The 17,567-nt window shown below is 56.1% G+C and carries 18 protein-coding genes and 2 pseudogenes; 2 read left to right on the forward strand and 18 right to left on the reverse strand.

All coding sequences use genetic code 11. From position 1 onward, the window contains the following. The coding region (locus AGR2A_RS24640; RefSeq protein WP_139786420.1) for a helix-turn-helix domain-containing protein at nt 1-205 on the reverse strand (205 nt) is incomplete at its 3' end. A 363-nt stretch (nt 206-568) separates the two neighbouring features. Here AGR2A_RS24640 and AGR2A_RS24645 point away from each other — a divergent pair. Then, nucleotides 569-877: a transcriptional repressor TraM gene (locus AGR2A_RS24645; RefSeq protein ID WP_072493670.1), complete on the forward strand. Its 309-nt coding sequence runs from the start codon at nt 569-571 to the stop codon at nt 875-877. A gap of 9 nt (nt 878-886) precedes the next feature. Here the strand turns inward: AGR2A_RS24645 and traR are convergent, their stop codons facing one another. From traR to AGR2A_RS24710, 13 genes and pseudogenes are all read right to left on the reverse strand, one after another. After that, nucleotides 887-1,591, reverse strand: coding sequence for an autoinducer-binding transcriptional regulator TraR (gene traR / locus AGR2A_RS24650; RefSeq protein WP_072493529.1), 705 nt, complete (start codon nt 1,589-1,591; stop codon nt 887-889). Between the two features lie 383 nt (nt 1,592-1,974). Continuing rightward, on the reverse strand, nt 1,975-2,340 hold the full coding sequence (locus tag AGR2A_RS24655; RefSeq protein WP_080823489.1) for a RidA family protein: 366 nt from the start codon (nt 2,338-2,340) through the stop codon (nt 1,975-1,977). Between the two features lie 26 nt (nt 2,341-2,366). Further along, a complete protein-coding gene (locus AGR2A_RS24660; protein ID WP_072493531.1) occupies nt 2,367-3,731 on the reverse strand; it encodes an NAD(P)/FAD-dependent oxidoreductase in 1,365 nt (454 codons plus the stop codon). Then, nucleotides 3,724-4,053, reverse strand: a complete 330-nt coding sequence (locus AGR2A_RS24665; protein WP_072493532.1) for a (2Fe-2S)-binding protein — start codon at nt 4,051-4,053, stop codon at nt 3,724-3,726. The genes AGR2A_RS24660 and AGR2A_RS24665 overlap by 8 nt, the downstream gene beginning before the upstream one ends. Beyond that, nucleotides 4,043-5,176 (reverse strand): NAD(P)/FAD-dependent oxidoreductase, encoded by a 1,134-nt coding sequence (locus AGR2A_RS24670; RefSeq protein WP_072493671.1) that lies wholly within the window; start codon nt 5,174-5,176, stop codon nt 4,043-4,045. The genes AGR2A_RS24665 and AGR2A_RS24670 overlap by 11 nt, the downstream gene beginning before the upstream one ends. 92 nt (nt 5,177-5,268) lie before the next feature. Continuing rightward, nucleotides 5,269-6,063, reverse strand: coding sequence for an ABC transporter permease (locus AGR2A_RS24675; RefSeq protein WP_072493672.1), 795 nt, complete (start codon nt 6,061-6,063; stop codon nt 5,269-5,271). 11 nt (nt 6,064-6,074) lie between these two features. Then, nucleotides 6,075-6,941: an ABC transporter permease gene (locus AGR2A_RS24680; RefSeq protein ID WP_072493533.1), complete on the reverse strand. Its 867-nt coding sequence runs from the start codon at nt 6,939-6,941 to the stop codon at nt 6,075-6,077. After that, nucleotides 6,934-8,004, reverse strand: a complete 1,071-nt coding sequence (locus tag AGR2A_RS24685; protein ID WP_072493534.1) for an ABC transporter ATP-binding protein — start codon at nt 8,002-8,004, stop codon at nt 6,934-6,936. Before AGR2A_RS24685 ends, AGR2A_RS24680 begins: the two co-directional genes overlap by 8 nt. 58 nt (nt 8,005-8,062) lie before the next feature. Next, on the reverse strand, nt 8,063-9,094 hold the full coding sequence (locus AGR2A_RS24690) for an ABC transporter substrate-binding protein (protein WP_072493535.1): 1,032 nt from the start codon (nt 9,092-9,094) through the stop codon (nt 8,063-8,065). A 238-nt stretch (nt 9,095-9,332) separates the two neighbouring features. Next, a complete protein-coding gene (locus tag AGR2A_RS24695) occupies nt 9,333-10,277 on the reverse strand; it encodes a LysR substrate-binding domain-containing protein (RefSeq protein ID WP_187306678.1) in 945 nt (314 codons plus the stop codon). Nucleotides 10,278-10,813: 536 nt separating this feature from the next. Then, a complete protein-coding gene (gene trbI, locus AGR2A_RS24700) occupies nt 10,814-12,121 on the reverse strand; it encodes an IncP-type conjugal transfer protein TrbI (protein WP_072493536.1) in 1,308 nt (435 codons plus the stop codon). Nucleotides 12,122-12,132: 11 nt separating this feature from the next. Continuing rightward, the gene (trbH, locus tag AGR2A_RS24705) at nt 12,133-12,612 is read right to left on the reverse strand and encodes a conjugal transfer protein TrbH (RefSeq protein WP_072493537.1); all 480 of its coding nucleotides are present in this window, start codon (nt 12,610-12,612) and stop codon (nt 12,133-12,135) included. Next, nucleotides 12,612-13,002: pseudogene (locus AGR2A_RS24710) on the reverse strand (TrbG/VirB9 family P-type conjugative transfer protein); the annotation flags it as partial. The gene trbH and the pseudogene AGR2A_RS24710, both read right to left, overlap by 1 nt. 504 nt (nt 13,003-13,506) lie before the next feature. On the opposite strand from AGR2A_RS24710, the gene AGR2A_RS30470 reads away from it, so the two are divergent. Then, entirely contained in the window at nt 13,507-14,733 is a 1,227-nt protein-coding gene (locus AGR2A_RS30470) for a phosphoribosyltransferase-like protein (protein WP_072493539.1), read from the forward strand. Between the two features lie 102 nt (nt 14,734-14,835). Here the strand turns inward: AGR2A_RS30470 and AGR2A_RS24725 are convergent, their stop codons facing one another. The 4 genes and pseudogenes from AGR2A_RS24725 to tnpA form a co-directional block, all read right to left on the reverse strand. Continuing rightward, a complete protein-coding gene (locus AGR2A_RS24725) occupies nt 14,836-15,108 on the reverse strand; it encodes a hypothetical protein (protein ID WP_034498049.1) in 273 nt (90 codons plus the stop codon). A 56-nt stretch (nt 15,109-15,164) separates the two neighbouring features. Then, a pseudogene (tnpC, locus tag AGR2A_RS24730) lies at nt 15,165-16,755 on the reverse strand (IS66 family transposase). A 69-nt stretch (nt 16,756-16,824) separates the two neighbouring features. Beyond that, nucleotides 16,825-17,178: an IS66 family insertion sequence element accessory protein TnpB gene (gene tnpB / locus AGR2A_RS24735; protein WP_080823176.1), complete on the reverse strand. Its 354-nt coding sequence runs from the start codon at nt 17,176-17,178 to the stop codon at nt 16,825-16,827. Further along, a partial coding sequence (gene tnpA / locus AGR2A_RS24740; protein WP_353615850.1) for an IS66-like element accessory protein TnpA occupies nt 17,175-17,567 on the reverse strand: 393 nt, incomplete at its 5' end. The genes tnpA and tnpB, both read right to left, overlap by 4 nt.

A 17,567-nucleotide genomic window follows, 5' to 3' on the forward strand; every position in this document is an offset into this window, starting at 1 on the left:
CGGGACACGATCTAGCGGGGTTTTTTGGTGCGCAGGATCGGTTCTCAAGCCCGGCCTCGCCAAAGCGCTCGAAAGCCGATTTCCATCGATAAAAGCTGGCTCTGCCAATACCGAAATAGCGGCAGGTTTGCGAAACGTCACCGTGACGGTCGGCATGTTGAAGAACGCGCAGCTTATGTGAAACTTCCCGTCGGAATGTCATCATCGCGATTATCCTTGTGATCGAAAGTCAAAAACAGGATGTCTCGAAGGTCCCTACTTTTCTACAGATCTGCAAAATGTTTGTCTTTCCATCGCTCTAGCGAAAATTGCATCAGCCCTTTATAAGGGCGAACAGGGCAGTACGCGCTGCCCCGAGGTGTGGAAACCTCTATCTGGCGGCTGGTGTCGGCCGAGGCGACACCGAAATCCTCTGGCCATTGGCTGGTGGGCGTGCGACGTATGTCCAGGTGCTCCGGTGCTAAAGGTCGCAGGACTGTCCAGATACAGTTTTCCAACCCCCGGCTTGGGATCAGAGTAAATGTTTGCGGGGGCGTACCGCAGACAGTATCTGAAGGGGTGGATCACCATGGAATTTCAAGATGCCACAGTATCTGGAGCATGCGAGCTTCGGCCGGTGATTGGGCTAACGCGCGGGCTGCCAAGCGGCGAGCTTGAGCTGTTAGCAGTGAGTGCCATTCGGCTTCACAGGCAGCTCTTGGAGAAGGCGGATCAGCTGTTTAAGGCCCTCCCGCAGGACTATAGGACCGGTAAGGCTGCGGGTGGCGCGCAGCACCTTGAATACATTGAAGCGATGATCGAGATGCATGCTCAGATGGGCGCGTTGAACACGCTTATCGGGCTTCTCGGCTATATCCCGAACGTGTCCGTCAATTGATCGCGGTTCTCAGATCAGGCCGGCGCGGATAGCCAGCGCCACAAGATGCGGCATGGTATGGACATGAAGCCGCTTTCGAGTTTCCTCGATTTTACTTTTCACTGAATTGTACTTGACCCCTTCCAGATCCGCGGCTTCGTCCATGGTTTTGCCGACGGCGATCCAGTTCAGGTAGGCAGCCTCTTTTGGGTCGAGGTAGTCCGGGTGTTGCTCCGTTGGCGTCAGTGGCAACAATGACATTCGGGTATGAAGTTGGCCGACCGCCGCCGCCGCTGCGACCGGATTGATCTCCCGCTCAAGTTGGATTTCGGTCATGTCTGAAGCCAACGTGAACATGGAGGTCGAGCCGTTCGCTGCCCTGATGGGAATGGTAATTCCTGAGCGGATGCCGAAGTCGGCAGCGCGATCGAAAAATTCGCGCTCTTCCTTTGAAAGGCGCCTTCGCTCCAATTCGCCGCTCCACGAAAACGCCTGCTTCAGAGACTTGGCGCGATTGACTATGGGATCGACGGCTTCGAACTTCCTTTTGAAATAGAGTGTCCGCCATTCGGGGTGATAATTGGATGCGGCGACCGTATGACCCGGGCGGATGTATAGATAGGCATAGCCGCCGAACCCCGCCTGCTCGGCGAGGTGGCTCAGGCCGTCCTTCAGGATGGTCTCGTCGCCGCGAAGCGCTGCGAGATCCGTTAGCTTATCAAGCCAGTGCTGCATTTAGATACTCCGTACCAGTGTCAGGTGGGACAGGTCACACTAAACTCCTTGTAGCCATAGTGACGCACAAAAGCAACTATAAGTTGTATAATATATCTTATGGAACTTGGCTTTGGCTAATTGAATGCCAGCTGGTATTTCTAGGGGCCCGTATCGATGCGAGACCTCTTGCAAAGCTCATTTCGAATCGCTCAAGTCCTCGAGCCGCTGCTGGCCTGAGGATTTTAGCAAAGTTCCGCCTGCCGCATGGGAGCAGTTTCCTGAAACCCACCTCCGCCCGAACGACCCGCCGGATGGACCTGATAGCCTTGATGAAAAGACGGCCCGCCCTCTCGAAGGAAGGCAGCCCGTTTTGGGTCGTTGACACCGTAGAAAATTGTAGGTCAGTTCGGTGCAACTGCTGCCGTCACAATAATCTCAACCAGCACGTCAGGCGCGCCCATCTCTGCTTGAGCAGTTGCGCGCGTCGAAGCGGAGTTTGGAGCGGTCCAAGCATTCCATACCGCATTCATGGCTTCGAAATCCCGCTCCAGATTCTTGATCCAAATTTGCGCGGTAAGAAGCCGGCTCTTATCGGTACCGGCTTTCTCTAGGTAGCTTTCGATCTTCGCCAACGTCTGCTTGGTTTGTCCAGTAATATCCTGGGTGCGGTCATCTGCGGTCATCCCGCCGACAAAGACTATACCATTATAAACTACGGCGCGACTACGGCGCGGGTCTGTCTCAAGTCGGGTGATATCGTTATTCATCGTTCGTTTGTCCTTCGCTTCACTGCTCAGTCGGAAAAATTTCCAAGGAGAATTGGTTTGATAGGTGAGCGGACCCGGTAGTAGCCAACTTCGGATGGCTCCACGGTTCGTGCTTCTGAAATGACCTCTGTTACCGTAAGGCCGCAAAGTCGGCCTTGGCATGGTCCCATCCCGCAACGACCAAAGGCTTTTGTCTGGTTAGGGCCAAGGCAACCGAGCTCAACGTATTTCCGGATCTGTCCCGCTGAGACCTCCTCACAGCGGCAGACAACCACATGATCCGGAGGGATGCGGTTCTCGTCCTGGGGCCTGTATAATGTGTCGAGAAAGGGCCGGATTGCAGTGAATTTCCTCAACTCGGCTTTCAGCGCCTCTTCACGACGCCTTTCCACGCTGGATCCAAGATTTCCTGCAATTGATAACGCCGCAAGCCTTCCTTGGACTGCAGAGGCGTTTGCTCCCACGATCCCGCGGCAGTCGCCCGCAACGTAGAGGTTGGTGTTACCGACTCTGCCCGCATCGTCGGTTACCGGCCTCCAACATAGCTGTTCCTTGTCCCACGTGTGCTCAGAGCCTGTTGACCAACTCAACTGAGTATTTGGAACCACGCCCTGATGGAGCAGAACGAGCGAAGCAGGGATAGTCTTCGTGCTGCCTCGGACTTCGAAACTAAGTCCTTCTGCTCGTGTCGAACCCTCAACCTTTAAACTGCTGGCTGCCGAGTAGACGCGAACACCAGCGCGCCTGATAGCCGATAGCAACTTTAGCCCCTTTGCCAGATCCCGCCAGCCTGCTAAAGCGCCGGTCGTGCGGCGCAACGCTTGCCAGTACGCTCCTCGAGGAGTCGTATCGACGACGGCGGCAATTTGGGCCCCTGCTCGAATGTACTGCCACGCGAGCAGGTAGAGCAACGGACCACATCCTGCCATGACAACCGGATCCTTCGGCAGTGCTCCGGCGCCCTTGAGCATAATTTGCCCCGCCCCAGCGCTCATCACACCCGGCAGCGTCCAACCCTCAATCGGAAAAGGACGCTCCATAGCGCCACTTGCCAACAAAACGTATCGCCCCGCCACCTGTGCAGCATGCCCGTCCGCCACGTAGTCTACGACCCCTTCCGTCGTCACATTCCATACCGTGGCTCCCCCTATATAGTTAGACCCACTCTTTCTGAATTCGTCAGCGAGACGTTTGCCAGCAGAATAGTCCGGACCGAGGATGCCCAGGAGATTGCGCGGAGCCTTCTCGACGCGACGATAAATCTGACCGCCTATTTCTAGTTGCTCGTCGAGGACGGAGACAGACAATCCGAGGCTGACGGCCTCGGAGGCGGCTGCCATCCCCGCGGGACCCGAACCGACGACGACAAGGTCTGCTGTGTGCTCAGTCATCGTGATCTCCATTCGAATGAATCAATTCGGGAGCCCCGATCTGACGCTTGACTTCCATTCCTTCGCGAACCGGAACCAAACAACTCTGGCGCGCCGGCACGCCGTCGATCTCCACAAGACACTCGAAACAGACACCCATCATGCAATATGGGGCGCGCGGAACGCCTCCAACAATACTGGACCGAAACTCGCGGATACCTCCCGCAAGCAATGCGGCGGCAACGCTGATACCCTCAGGAACGTGGATCGTTTGACTGTCGAAACTGATGGAGACCGATCTCTGTGATGCTTCGGATACAATGAAAAGGGGCTTAGTGATCATGGGTGAAACTCGCATTTGGATCGAGAAAGCGCTTGCTCTCGAACGGCTCGAAATCCGCAGGCGCATCCGTTAATCCGCCCATCCATGGGCCGAGGACGTAAGAATGGACCGACGCAAGGGTCACGCCACTGTGACAGATGGCAACATATGCACCAGGGCATGTTTGAGACGCTTGATAAACTGGGTATCCGTCCGGCGTTAGGGGCCGCAGAGCGCCCCATGCACGGACCAGACGCGCATTGCCCAGCGCCGGGAAGGTGTCGACCGCCCGACGCGCGAGCCATTCGACCTTTTCAGTCGTCGTACGATCGTCGAATCCTACATCTTCGGACGTAGAACCAATCTGAACGGATCCCTCCTGCGTCTGCCGGGCTTTGTTAGTCGGGTATTCCAGAAACGGCTTTAAACGTTCCGTTATCAATACCTGCCCACGGGTTGTGGTCACCGGTGCATGTATCCCAACTTGATTGGCCAGCTTTGCAATTCCAAGCCCTGCGGCCAACACCAACCTGTCGCTCACCCAGCTCTGACCGTCCCGGGCTTTGACTGTGAACTTTCGGCGATCAGCGTCGTGACGAAGTTCGATCACGTCCGTGCCAGTGATTACCTCAGCACCTTTTTCTCGAAGCCCCGCGTGAAGCGCGCGTAAAAGCATCAGCGGATTGGCTTGGCCGTCGTGAGTTCCAAAACTGCCACCGACAACCTTAGGACCCAACCCTGGAAGGTATTCCTTGAGCTCTGAGGGGGTCATCATCTGAAAAGGCACGTCACCAACCTCACGGTCGATCTTAGCAAGCAGATTCGCTCTTTTTTCAATTTCCTGCTCGCTAAAGCCTAACCAGAACCCTCCTTTTTGCTGCAACCCAGAGTCGACGCCGGTGATCTCTAGCAGTTCTTTGTGAAAGTCAGCCCAAAGCTTTACCGCGTCTCTCGTCCATCGGACGTAGCGCGACATTCCGGCACCTTTGCTCGACAGCCAAACCAAACCGAAATTCCCGCGCGACGCGCGAAAGGCGGTGTCTCCTTGATCCAGAACGCGGACCTTGATACCTCTGCGGGCTGCGCCATAGGCGATCGCCGCTCCGACGAGCCCGCCACCTACAATGGTTAGTTGATCGTTCATTTCCCACCGCCCTCCGGGCCACTTCATTTCAATAGGACGCAGATCTTCCTTCCCCGCGATGTACGGAGACGGATATTTCTTGTAGCTACGGTTTACTTTTTGCCGATCAGCACCTTGTTCAGACCGACGGCTCGATCAAGAATGAACATCATCAACATTGTACCAACGATCATCACCGTCGAGACGGAAGTCGTGACTGGATCGGTCAGAAGGGCAACTCGGTGGTACAGTGCGACGGGTAGCGTGGTGGTGCCGGGGGTTGCGACAAACACTGTCATCGTCACCTCGTCGAAGCTCTGGATGAATGCGAGAACCCATCCACCGACGACACCCGGCATGATGAGCGGGAGAAGAATTCGACGGAACGACGTCCAACGAGATGCGCCCAGCGAACGCGCTGCCAACTCTGCATCTCGATCAAGCCCGATTATGGCGCCCAATGTCAGGCGAAGCGAATAGGGCACAACGATGAGTGCATGAACCAAAAGCAAAGCAAAGAAAGATCCTGTCCATCCCATCAATGAGAAGAATCGGAGAAACGCCACTCCAAGTACCACGTGGGGAATCATCAAAGGCGACAGCAGCAAGGCCGTAAGGGCATCGCGACCAATGAACCGGTAACGAGAAATGGCGATCGCGGCAGGAATCGATACCACGGTCGCTAAGGTTGCTGATCCCAAACCCAGCCAAACGGAAAGCCAGAAGGCGTTTGTCAATTCAGGAGCGTCAACTATAGCGCGATACCAGCGAAGCGATGCACCGTCGAACGGCATCGATATGAAGCCTTTGTCCGAGAACGAGACGAGCATGATTACCAGCAATGGTGCTGCAATGAATAATGTGAAAATTGCGTGGAATGCCAACGCGATTGGTCCGTTTTTTCCAATGCCTCGATTGCTCATGCGAAAACCTGCCTGAATTTGCGCTCAATTGCTCGATTGCTACCAATTACGACGAGAACGATGCCGATAAGAAGAAGTACAGCGATGGCAGCGCCAAGCGGCCAATTGAGCGATGTTAGAAATTCATCGTAGATCGAAGTCGTAACGACTTTGACGCGGTTACCCCCAATCAGAGCGGGCGTCGCGAAGGCTGATGCGCAAAGCGTGAACACTATGATCGCTCCAGACAATATCCCTGGCAGCAACTGAGGAAGGATAATTCTCCAAAATGTCGTCACAGGGCCTGCGCCAAGGGAGCGAGCTGCGTGAGCGACCTGCGGATCAAGTTTCTGAAGCGTGCTCCAAACCGATATAATCATGAACGGCAACATCACGTGCGTAAGCACAATCACGACACCAGTCATGTTAAACATGAACTGAATTGGTGCGTTCGTGATGCCGATCGAGACAATTGCGTTATTGATCAAGCCGCCTCTTCCCAGGATGATTGTCCACCCCAAGGTTCGGACGACAACCGAGATCAGGAGAGGACCAAGGATTGCGACGAAGAATGCGCCCTGCCAACCGGGTCGCATACGGGAAAGAATAATCGTTTCAGGCACACCGAGAAGAACACAGATGACGGTGACGCCCAACGACATCAAAGCGGTTCGTATGAACAACTCATAATAGTAACGGTCGGAAAAAACGTCGATGTAATTCGAGAGCGTAAAGCCGTCTTGTGACCCGGTAGTCGGGTCATATGCGTTAAACGACAGTAAGCCGGTCAATGTGAGCGGAACGACCAAGAGGCCGAGGAATAAAGCAATGGCTGGCAGGGAAAGGATCCATTGCTGACCGCTCGTTTTCGTAATCTCAGCCATGGAAGGTCTCCGGTGACAAATACTGAACGTCACCTGATTCCCAAGAAAGGTCGATTTTTTCGCCCTCTTGCGGGAGTGCCGCACCAGTGTTGACTGAAGTCAGTCGAAGCTTCCCGATCTCGCTGTCGATCTCGAAGAACCATATTCCGCCAAGGAAAAGGCGCGTGAGTACACTACCCCCAATCACACCTTGGTGCGCCGGACAGATTCGTAGTCGCTCAGGACGAATGTAGAGATTCACCCTGCTGCCCCGAGCCGCCTCTGTGATCTTTATGCGAACCGTTGTAGTTCCAATGCGGACTGACGCATCGTCGTTATCAAGTCCGACGATCTCGCCCTCAAAGACATTCGCTTGGCCAAGGAATTTCAGCGCGAATTCTGAGGTTGGGTGGTCGTAGATCTGTTGAGGCCTGCCCAGCTCAGCAATACTTCCATTCGCCATGACAGCGATGCGATCGCTCATCGTCATCGCCTCGACTTGGTCGTGGGTTACAAGTATGGTAGTTATTCCAAGGCGCCGTTGGAGGGCACGCAGCTCCACATGCATTTCACCTCGAAGCTTGGCGTCAAGGTTCGACATCGGTTCGTCGAGCAAAAGAACTCGAGGGTGTATTGCAAGAACTCGTGCGATGGCTACACGCTGCCGCTGGCCTCCGGAGAGTTCGCTGGGGTAGCGTGTTTCCAGGCCGGAAAGACGAACCATGGAAAGAGCTTCCGAAACGCGATTATCGAGTTCAGGCCGCTGGATCTTGCGCATCTCGAGGCCGAACCCGACGTTCTGAGCAACTGTCATATGCGGGAAAAGCGCGTAACTCTGAAACACAACGCCCATATCGCGCTTTTCCGGAGCCGCTCTGGTAATATCTTGGCCATCAACGATAACCGTTCCGGCGGTAGGAGGTACAAATCCTGCGACCATTTGAAGGGTCGTAGTTTTGCCGCATCCGGAGGAACCGAGAAGGGAGATAAACTCACCGCTCTCGACGTCGAGGTCTACTTTGCGAACAGCGTGTACCTGTCCTGCATAGGTCTTTGAAAGACCGCGAATGGATATTTTAGTCATTTATTGAACTCATGCTCAAGGACAGAAAAAGGGAAGCGCGCCCTAGCGCGCTCCGCTATTATTGGACTGTTCGCGTCCATTCCTTGGTCCAATTGGCACGGTTCTGGTTGATCGTTACCCAGTCCATCTCGAGCAATTTCGACATTTTCTCTTCGCCGTATGGAACTTCGTCTGCGAGGGTCGACTCCAGTTTCGTGTTACGGTTAGTCGGTCCAAATCCTTGGGTTGCAAGCTTCGCTTGAACGTCTGGTGACGCCAAATACTCGAGCATAGCCTGAGCTTTATCCGGAATTTTGTTGTCCGCCACAGCACAGGCAGCGGAGATGAGTGTTGGCGCGCCTTCTTTCGGATAGACAAACTCTAGCGGGAAGCCTGTTTTTTTCATTGCTACCGCACGGGCACTGCCCCATACGCCGAGATCAATGTCGCCGTTCTGAAACATTTGGGCAAGCTGAGCATTCGAGGAGGACCAACTCAGTACATTCGGAGCAAGACTATCGCGGACAGCGTTGAAACCTGGTTCAATGTTTTTCTCGCTCCCACCATTCAATCGAGCAAACATCACCACCGTGTAAAGCCCGTAGGTTCCGGAGATCGGATTTGACGCCACACGCTTCTCGAATTTCTTGTCAGTAAGGTCTGTCCAGGAGGTTGGCGCGGACCACCCATTCTTTGTAAACAGATCTTTATTGTAAGCGATACCTGTTGCTACCAGCCCAATACCGATCGCTTTTCCTTTGAAAACTGCGGGTTTGCTGAAATCGTAAAGATCATCGTAAACGGGCGCGCTTGCGACGTCGGCACAGAGGCCCAACTGAACAGCCTGGTGCATCGGGCCGTCATCGACCAGTGCAATATTGATTTGCTGGTTTCCCCTTTGGGCCTGAAGCTTAGCGATTGTTTCGCTGGAGTTACCTGCCACGTAGACCACGTCGACGTCGTTTTTCGCCTCAAACTCCGGAGCAATTTCCTTTTCAAACATGGTCTGAAAGTCACCGGAGTAGCCCGCAAAATAAAGAGTATCTTTTGCAAGCGCGGGCGAGCCCAACAGCGTCCCTCCGAGCAACGCGATAACGATTTTGGTATTCATCCTTGTTCCCCTTATTTTGGTGGTTGTCGGCGGCGGGTTCGCGCATTGGAGGCCGCCTCGCCACTAAAAGCTAGGCGGAGAAACTGTGGCAGGCAAATATAAATAAAGGGGGGGTGTATGCAAAAATGATATGAGCTTTGTCAAAAGTTGGCTTGGAACTGGTTGCAGTTCAGGCACATGTCCGTAAAGTAGGCTCGAGTTGGTATGTCATTTCGTTATCGACTGCTCAAACGCAAAATCAGCCTCGGGCATAGAGGTCCGGAAAATGCTGTTGTCGGGCCGAGCTAGCCAGCGCATCGAGGTCGTTACAAAGAGCGGCCTTTAGCGTGTCAATAAAGCTCGTAATGAGCCGATCATTGCGTCTGCCCTTGTGGAAAATGACATAGCCGTTATGAATAATTGAAGGGCTGAAAGGTCTGGTAACGATAGGGGTGTGGCGATAGTCAAGCGCTGCGAGGGGATTCACGACAGCAACCCCTAATCCTTGAGCAACGAGAGAGCAGGTGATGGAACTGTAGGACGTTTCTAAGTTTATTTGCCGAGTAATGCTTTCATTCTCAAAAAGGGCGTCGATCTCGGAATGCCCGAACTCGTTGCGTGGCACCGATATGAAGGGCTCTTCAGCGAGGTCGCCGGGGCTTATACTGGATTTGTCTTCCAGACGATGGCCGCGAGGCATCACGCAAACAGCCTCAAGCTGATACAAGTGCTCATGATCCACTCCAAAGGTTTCGTTCAGTTGAGATACCAGACCGATGTCGCAGATCTGATCGTCTACCCATTGTGTCACCGCAGATGAATGCCCCGTGTGGATCGCCAAGCTCGCCTCCGGATAGCTTGCCGCAAAATGCTTTATCGTTCTGGGAATAAGGCCTAGAGCCAAGATTTGTATGGCGGCTACGGTCAACGAGCCGCCGCTAAACCTTCTAATGCGCTTGGCGGCTTCCTCCAGGTGTCTAAGACCAGCGAAACTTCTCTGTACGTCTTTGAAGAACAAGAGCCCGTCGCTCGTCGGAACAAGTTTTCCTGGTATTCGCTCGAATAACTTCAAGCCTGTTTCTCGTTCCAGTTGTGAAATTGATCTGCTGACATTCGGTTGCGAGGTGTGAAGGATTTCCGCCGCGGCAGTCGTCGACCCAGACATCATGACCGCCCTGAACGCCTCAACGTGTGAATACCGCACTGATTATTCCTTTTGGAGCCGGCACCTACGGCGATTGTCGAAGTCCGGAGGTCCATAAGGCACCACCGGGGATGCTCTCCAGCTCATGCCGGGCCTATCATTATGAAACTCTCACTCTTGTAAACACCTTCGGTCGACTGGAAATTTGAAATCAACTCGTTTGAAGCAATTTTCGTCAGCCAGATTGATCATGAACAGAAAGTCCGCGACAACTCGATGATCTGCACTTACCACGATGTCACGGTATTGAAGGCCCGCCGACCAGATGTTCGAGCATTTCAACTGTCATCCAGACACGAGGATGTTGCAGCTGACTGCAAAGCGGTAACCTGCATTGGGTCTAGCATGTTTAACGGTTACCGAATTGGAAGCTTTGACGACAAGCCGCCGCTGGAACCTCAATTAGCGCGAATGATCAGCGGGTCCTGAATAACTCCTTCCACGCTCTGGAAAGGCTTGTCGCGGGCGGAAGTCCAGCGTGTTGTTGGCATAGAGCGTTGCCGAAGCGGGCCTAGCAGAGCGGAGCCCGTCGCCTTTCAACGGTACTGACCCGGAAACACAATATCTTGATCTACAAGGACATTGAATTTGTAGCCGGGCCGAATCTGCAACGTTGGCTGCACATCCATATTCCGTTGGATCGTGCGGTCGGCCACCCGCCCGAATGTTTCAGCGAAGTTGCGCCTTGCGGCATCGGATGCCGTATCCTGTGTCGCGAGCGTGGAGCTCTGCGGCACGGCCATATCGATGCCCGTTCCGATCAGGGCAATCATGACCGCTGAGCCGAAGGTTTTGAGATAGTGGTTGTTCACCTTGTCCTTGAAGCCGCCGTAGCCTTCCGCATCCGTGCCGGCCATCCCGCCGATCTGCAGCGTCGATCCGTTCGGGAAGATGATATCGGACCAAACGACGAGAACCCGGCTCTGGCCGAACGAGACCTTGCTGTCGTAGCGTCCTAACAGTTTCGTGCCCTGTGGCACCAGCAGGCGGTGGCCCGTTGCGCTGTCATAAACATTCTGGCTGACCTGCGCGGTAATCCGCCCCGGCAGATCGGAGTTGATGCCCGTGATCAATGTCGCCGGAATGACCGAGCCTCGTTTCAGTTCGTACAGGGACTGCTGCGGCACGACACGATTCGGCAGATATCCGAGATCCTTGAGATCGGCATTGAAGAAATCTTCCTTGGAGCTCTGTCCGTTTGGGTCGACGTTCTGCCCGCCCAAACCGGCGCGCAAGGCTGCGGCGTAAAGGTCGGATGCGTTTCCGTTCGCGGCGACTGTCGTCGTTCGGGCTCCGGCGCCCTCATCTCTTTCCGACCGCGCTTCCAGCTTGCCGCGATCGATGGCAAGCGGCGCGTCATAGGCGGAGTCCCGCGCCTGCATCCGGGCCATGCGCTGCCGCTGCTGCTCGCGCAGGACCTGTTCCTGTTGTTCCCGGGCAAGCCGTGCCCGCCACACTTCCTCCGGTTCCAGTTCCTGCCCCCGCCGTTGCTCCTGTCTCTGTTCCGGCTGCTGCGTGAAGGGATTTGCCGCCTTCTCCTCGGCCTGTTTCGTCTCGACCGGCGTCGGCTGAAACGTTTCCTGCTGCTGTGGCTCGCCAATGATGCCGTCGGTGACGCCGCGCTTGATCTGGTCGGCATAGGTCGAGGCCGGATTGCCTGAGCTCGTTTCCGGGCCGCTATCGTTGCCGAAGTAGAGCCCGCGTGAGGCGAGCCCAAAGAAGATGATGCCGAGAAAGGCAATCAACAGCACAATGACAAGGATTACCGGCACGCGGTTTACCCGCTTTATGCCGGATGCGGCCTGACTGTTTTGCGCACCACCGAGTTTGAGAGACTGCACCATGATATCCTCCCTCACCCGCGCCGCATGAGGGACAGGTCGCTTGCCGGTGTCGCACCCGATGTCGTCACTGTGTAGGCCCGGCCGAGTTCGACACTGCTGGTCGAAATTCGCGCGAGCACCTGACCGTCATAGGGAACGATGACATAGGCGAGCGCGATGACGGCCGCGCCGCTATCCGTCTTCTGGTCGGTGACCACGGCATAACCCCATCCCTTCAGCGCAGCTTCAAGTGCCTGGCCGAAGGGAGAACCATCCTGTTTGAGCGCAACGGTTGCCTTCCCCTGTCCGATCTGCTCAGCAAGCCGGCTGACCATATCGCCCGCAATGGCGCCTGCCGCCGGTCCGGAAACTTCCGGAGGGGCTGCACTGGCAACGAGACCGCCGGTGTCCATCGACTGGCATCCGGAAAGGAGCAAGGCGAGGGCACTCGCTGCGGCGAAGCAGCGGATGGGGCCGAGGCTGTGCGCGTTGCGGCGAAGGAGATTCCGCATCACCGCCCTCCCCTGCTGATGGTCACCTTTCTGCTGTTTCCAGCCGACGCCTGAGACGAGGACGGCACGATCGATATTGTAGTCGACCACCATCATGTTGCTCTTCATGCGATAGTTGACGATGCGGTTCTGGCCGCCGGAGACGACGAAGAGAACCGGTGCATCCTGACCGGAGATCGACCGCGGAAACTGGATGTAGGTTTTCTGTCCATCCGAATAGACCCGTGTCGGCCGCCAGCCGGCACTCCCGGAGACGGAATAGGCAAAGCTCAATTGCTCGGCCGGAACGCCGGCACCGGGAATAGTGCTGGCTTCCAGCCGCGCGTTGACATCGGCAAACTTTGCCGAGACCTCCTCGGGATATTCGAACCCGACACGCGCCATATACTGCACTCAGGCGACGGACAGGCTGTTCCGGGGGAGGTGTCCGACTATTGTGGTTTCGTCGGGGGTAAAGAGGCGGATGCGGTGGAGCCCGCTAGGCAGGCAACGAAGCAGGTCACAATATCGCAAGCAACCATCCGTCTCGGCTCTATCCATTCGGTTAAAGGGAAGACGGTCGACGGTATCTTGGTCATGGAAAGCGAGGTCTGGAAAGGGCACGCAAAAGGCCAATCATGCTTCGATCTGGCAACCATCTTGCCGACAGCGTTCGGAGTTGAAGGGGCCGCGCCATTATCCGAAATAGGGTTGGCCGCGGCCACGAATGTCTTCGTCGCGGTGACACGACCTCGGGAACTCTTGTGCCTTGCTCTAAGGAAGTCGGAGTTCGTTGCGCTTGCGGAGATCGCACAAATACAAGGATGGAAGGTCGTAGACCTCGCAAACGGTGCCTAATATCGTAATCGTAACGAGCGATGACGATCGGCCTTTTGGATACCGGGATCGGGATAAATGAGTGCATTATCAGGACTGGCCTCGTCGCAGGAATGGTTGAAGCAGTTCAAGGCAGAGGATCGCGATGTTGCGCGAATGGTGCTCGACGAGGTTCAACTTGTTTCCTCGCGGAAGTTCAGTGATGGAATTATCGAGCTCATTGATGAGATTGCAGCAGAGAGACCGGACAAGGATCGGAAAATCGCGCTTTACTCGGAAAGGCCGATGAAACTAGCGTGGGGAGATGTTCCTGCATTCTTCCCTAATTCTCGGCACGGTCGAGCTGAGGGTCCGGGCGTCCCCCCGATTGTCGTCAATCCGAAAGACCAGGAGGTTGGCAGCGAAGGCATAGTCGCCCAGCTGATAACGGCTTACTGCCGCGCGAATCCACGGGTTGCATTGTCGCACCCTGGACCAACTAAGCTGCGAAAGGATCGAGTGAGCCACATTGTGCTGGTAACCGATCTTATAGGTTCGGGCGATCGCATTTATAGGATGCTCGAATCATTTGGGCATGTGGCGACCCTTCGGAGCTGGCAATCGTACGGACTGATCAAGGTTATCGTCGTCGCTTATGCCTCAACGGACACCGGTCTGCGGCGCCTTCAGACTATGCCTCTGCCTCACGAAGTTCGGTCGGTGGTGAGTTCCGCGACCCTTTACACAGCCTTCAGAGGGGCGAGACGGGAGCTAGCTTACAGCCTCTGTCGAAAATATCCGCCCGCAAGGCGCGGCGATCCCTTTGGATGGAAAGGTGGTGGAGCTCTTATTTCGTTCTCTCATCGTTGCCCCAATAACGCACCTGCTATCCTGTGGACCAGAGCGAACTCATGGAAGCCAATATTTCCAGGTCGTACTGTTCTGGCCGCGCAAGAAGCTTTCGCTATTGATGACGATGATTTGCTGAGGGAGCGAGCGGAGCGCATACTCAAAGCTGCGACCGCGCGAGAACGATTAGATGCCCCAGACGGTCGGCTTTGGCTTTCCACCATGGCGATTTTGGCGGCGAGCGAAGATGGAGCGCGCGGTGCGAGGGAAGTCTCCGCGAGGTTGGTGATACCGCTTCGCGAAGCGGGCTTGCAACTAACGCTCTGTCGGACAGCAGGTTGGATCGCAGGTAAAGGGCGACTTACCGTCTTAGGCCGGCTGGAGCTTAAGCGATTGAGAAGGCGGTTACGTCCTAAAACAGTATTCCCCTCGGATACGAATCCATTCTACTATCCGAGTCAGCTGAGGGCTCCATGACAGCGATTAGGAATGCGCCGCGGAAGCGGCGATGGGCACCACGGGTGTCCAGAGCATCGGATTCTCGATGCTCGGTAAGCGCCGTTTTGAGAGCACGTCGGTTTACGCTTGGCGGAATGGAATGACGTTGTTTCCGCGCATGAACGCAAGGGCACCCTCTGTCTCAATTGCTTTCACCGCTACGTCCCGTGCCTCTGCGTCGGATCGGAATTGCTCGTCCCAGACGTGACTTGTGTTGTTGTGGTCGACCACCTCAAGCGTCCATGTCGTATCGGTTTCCAGTCGGAAGATGTCGATGGAGAACGGATAGCCATCAACGACGATCCTCTTACTTTTGCCAGAAGTCACCAGATTGGGCTCGTCGTCTTCGATCATTTCGCAAGTCCAGCTTCTGTATCACGACGACGAGTATGCCGGTGGAGCTGAGCCCGTCAAGTGGCTGGCTTGATGGTCCTTTTGAATACCCACGGCAACAATTCATCGATCCGGCTCTGCCTGTGACCATTCACGATGGCGGCGAGTGTGCTGGTCAAGTAGGCTAGCGGATCGACCGAATTGAGCTTACAGGTCTCGATGAGCGATGCGATGGCCGCCCAGTTCTGGGCTCCTGCGTCATGGCCTGCGAAGAGTGCGTTCTTGCGATTTAAGGCTATCGGCCGGATGGTTCGCTCGACGGTGTTGTTGTCGATCTCGATGCGACCGTCGGTCAGGAAGAGTTGGAGACCATCCCAGTACTTGGTGATGTAGGCCAGGGCTTCGCCGAGCGGGGACTTTGCTGCGATACGGGCGCGGTTATGCGTGAGCCAAACCTGCATGTCGGCGACAAGCGGTGTAGACCGTTCCTGCCGCCCAGCAAGACGAGCCTCCGGATCAAGGCCGCGTAATTCGGCTTCGATCCGGTACAGATCGCCAATCCGTCTGACGCCGTCCTCGGCAATGGGTGCTGTTCCGTTGCGGGTGATCTCCACCAGCTTGCGACGAGCATGTGCCCAACAATAGGCAAGCCGAATGTCCGGGCCAACGCGCTGGTGCGATCAGCCTGTTGTATCCGGCATAGCCATCGACCTGCAGGACGCCGGAGAAGCCCTGCAAAATCCGTTCAGCATGAATGCCTCCGCGACCGGGCGCGTAGGTGAAGGCAACACCTGGCGGATCATCGCCGCCCCATGGGCGATCATCCCGTGCCAACGCCCAGAAGTATCCGGTCTTGGTTTTACGAGAGCCTGGATCAAGAACCGGAGCACGTGTCTCGTCCATGAACAATTTGGGCGAGCGCTTCAGATCGGCAATAAGCGCATCGAAGACTGGACGTAATTCGAACGCTGCTCGCCCGACCCAGTCGGCAAGTGTGGACCGGTCGAGATCGACGCCCTGTCGGCTCATGATCTGAGCCTGCCGATACAGCGGAAGATGATCGGCATATTTAGAGACCAGAACATGGGCGACGGTCGCCTCCGTCGGTAGCCCTGCCTGGATCAACCGTGCCGGAGCCGGGGCCTGAACGACTCCGTCTGTGCAGGCACGGCACGCATATTTGGGGCGACGAGTGACGATCACGCGGAACTGCGCCGGGATGATGTCCAGTCGCTCTGAGACATCCTCGCCAATGCAATGCAGGCAACCGCCGCAGCCGCAGATCAGGCTTTCTGGCTCAATCACCTCTTCGACACGCGGAAGATGTTTTGGAAGGGAGCCGCGATTGATCGCCCGTGGCTTGGTGGCCCTGTTGCCAGCAGGAGCGTCCGCCTCGTCCTCGGCATGGATCGCGGCCATCGCCGTCTCCAGGTCCTCCAGCGCCAGGTCGAATTGCTCGGGATCGGTCTTCTCAGATTTGCGTCCGAAGGCTGCCTGCTTGAAGGCCGCGACGAGCTTCTCAAGCCGTTCGATCCGCTCATCCTTGCGGGCGATATGCTCGTCCTTACTTGCTATCGCGACGTCCTTGGCCGTCTCGCGTGCCTGGGCTGCGATCAGCATCGCCTTCAGCGCAGCAACATCATCGGGAAGATCAGCGGTGTCCAGCATGACTGGAACTTACCAAATTCTGTGCCGATTTACCCTCGGAATCTATTGTGCTGAGTCATCGTGTCGCAGCTATTCGATAGCGACCGGCGCTCTCGTTTCGACCGCCCGAACCCGCCGCCAATCAAGGCCCGCAAACAGGGCTTCGAACTGGGCGTGGGTCAGCGTCATCAGTCCATCCTTGATGCCCGGCCAGGTAAAGCTGTGCTCTTCAAGCCGTTTGTAGGCCATGACGATACCGGTGCCATCCCAGTAGATCAGCTTCAGCCGATCCGCCTTGCGGGACCGGAACACGAAGACCGCTCCTGTGAACGGGTCCTTGTGCAGTTCGTTCTTCACCAGTGCCGCCAATCCGTCATGCCCCTTGCGGAAGTCTACGGGTTTGGTCGCCACCATGATCCGCACGCGGTTCGAGGGGAAGATCATGTCGCTGCCGCCAGGGCCCGAGCGATGGCAGCGATCCTGGCAGCAGACGCACCCTCCTCAAGACGGATTGTGACCGGGCCGACAACAATCTCGGCGCGCGTGGCGGTCTTGACACTCAGCGGCTCCGGCGGGGGTGTCTCAACGACCATGGCCGCGAATTCGACGGCGTCTTCCGGCTCAGGCAAAACCAGCTTGCCATCTCGTGCCAGCGTTCGCCAGGTCGACAGGTGATTGGCCTTCAGCCCATGGCGGGCCGCGACCTCATTCACCGTCACACCCGGCCGCAAACTTTCCGACACGATCCGTGCCTTGACCTCATCCGGCCATTGGCGGTGAGCATCACGTCGGCTCCGCCGCGTCGTGAGAACCTCCAACGTAGTCTCCATGGA

Source organism: Agrobacterium genomosp. 2 str. CFBP 5494, assembly GCF_900013495.1.
Classification (GTDB): Bacteria; Pseudomonadota; Alphaproteobacteria; order Rhizobiales; family Rhizobiaceae; genus Agrobacterium; species Agrobacterium pusense.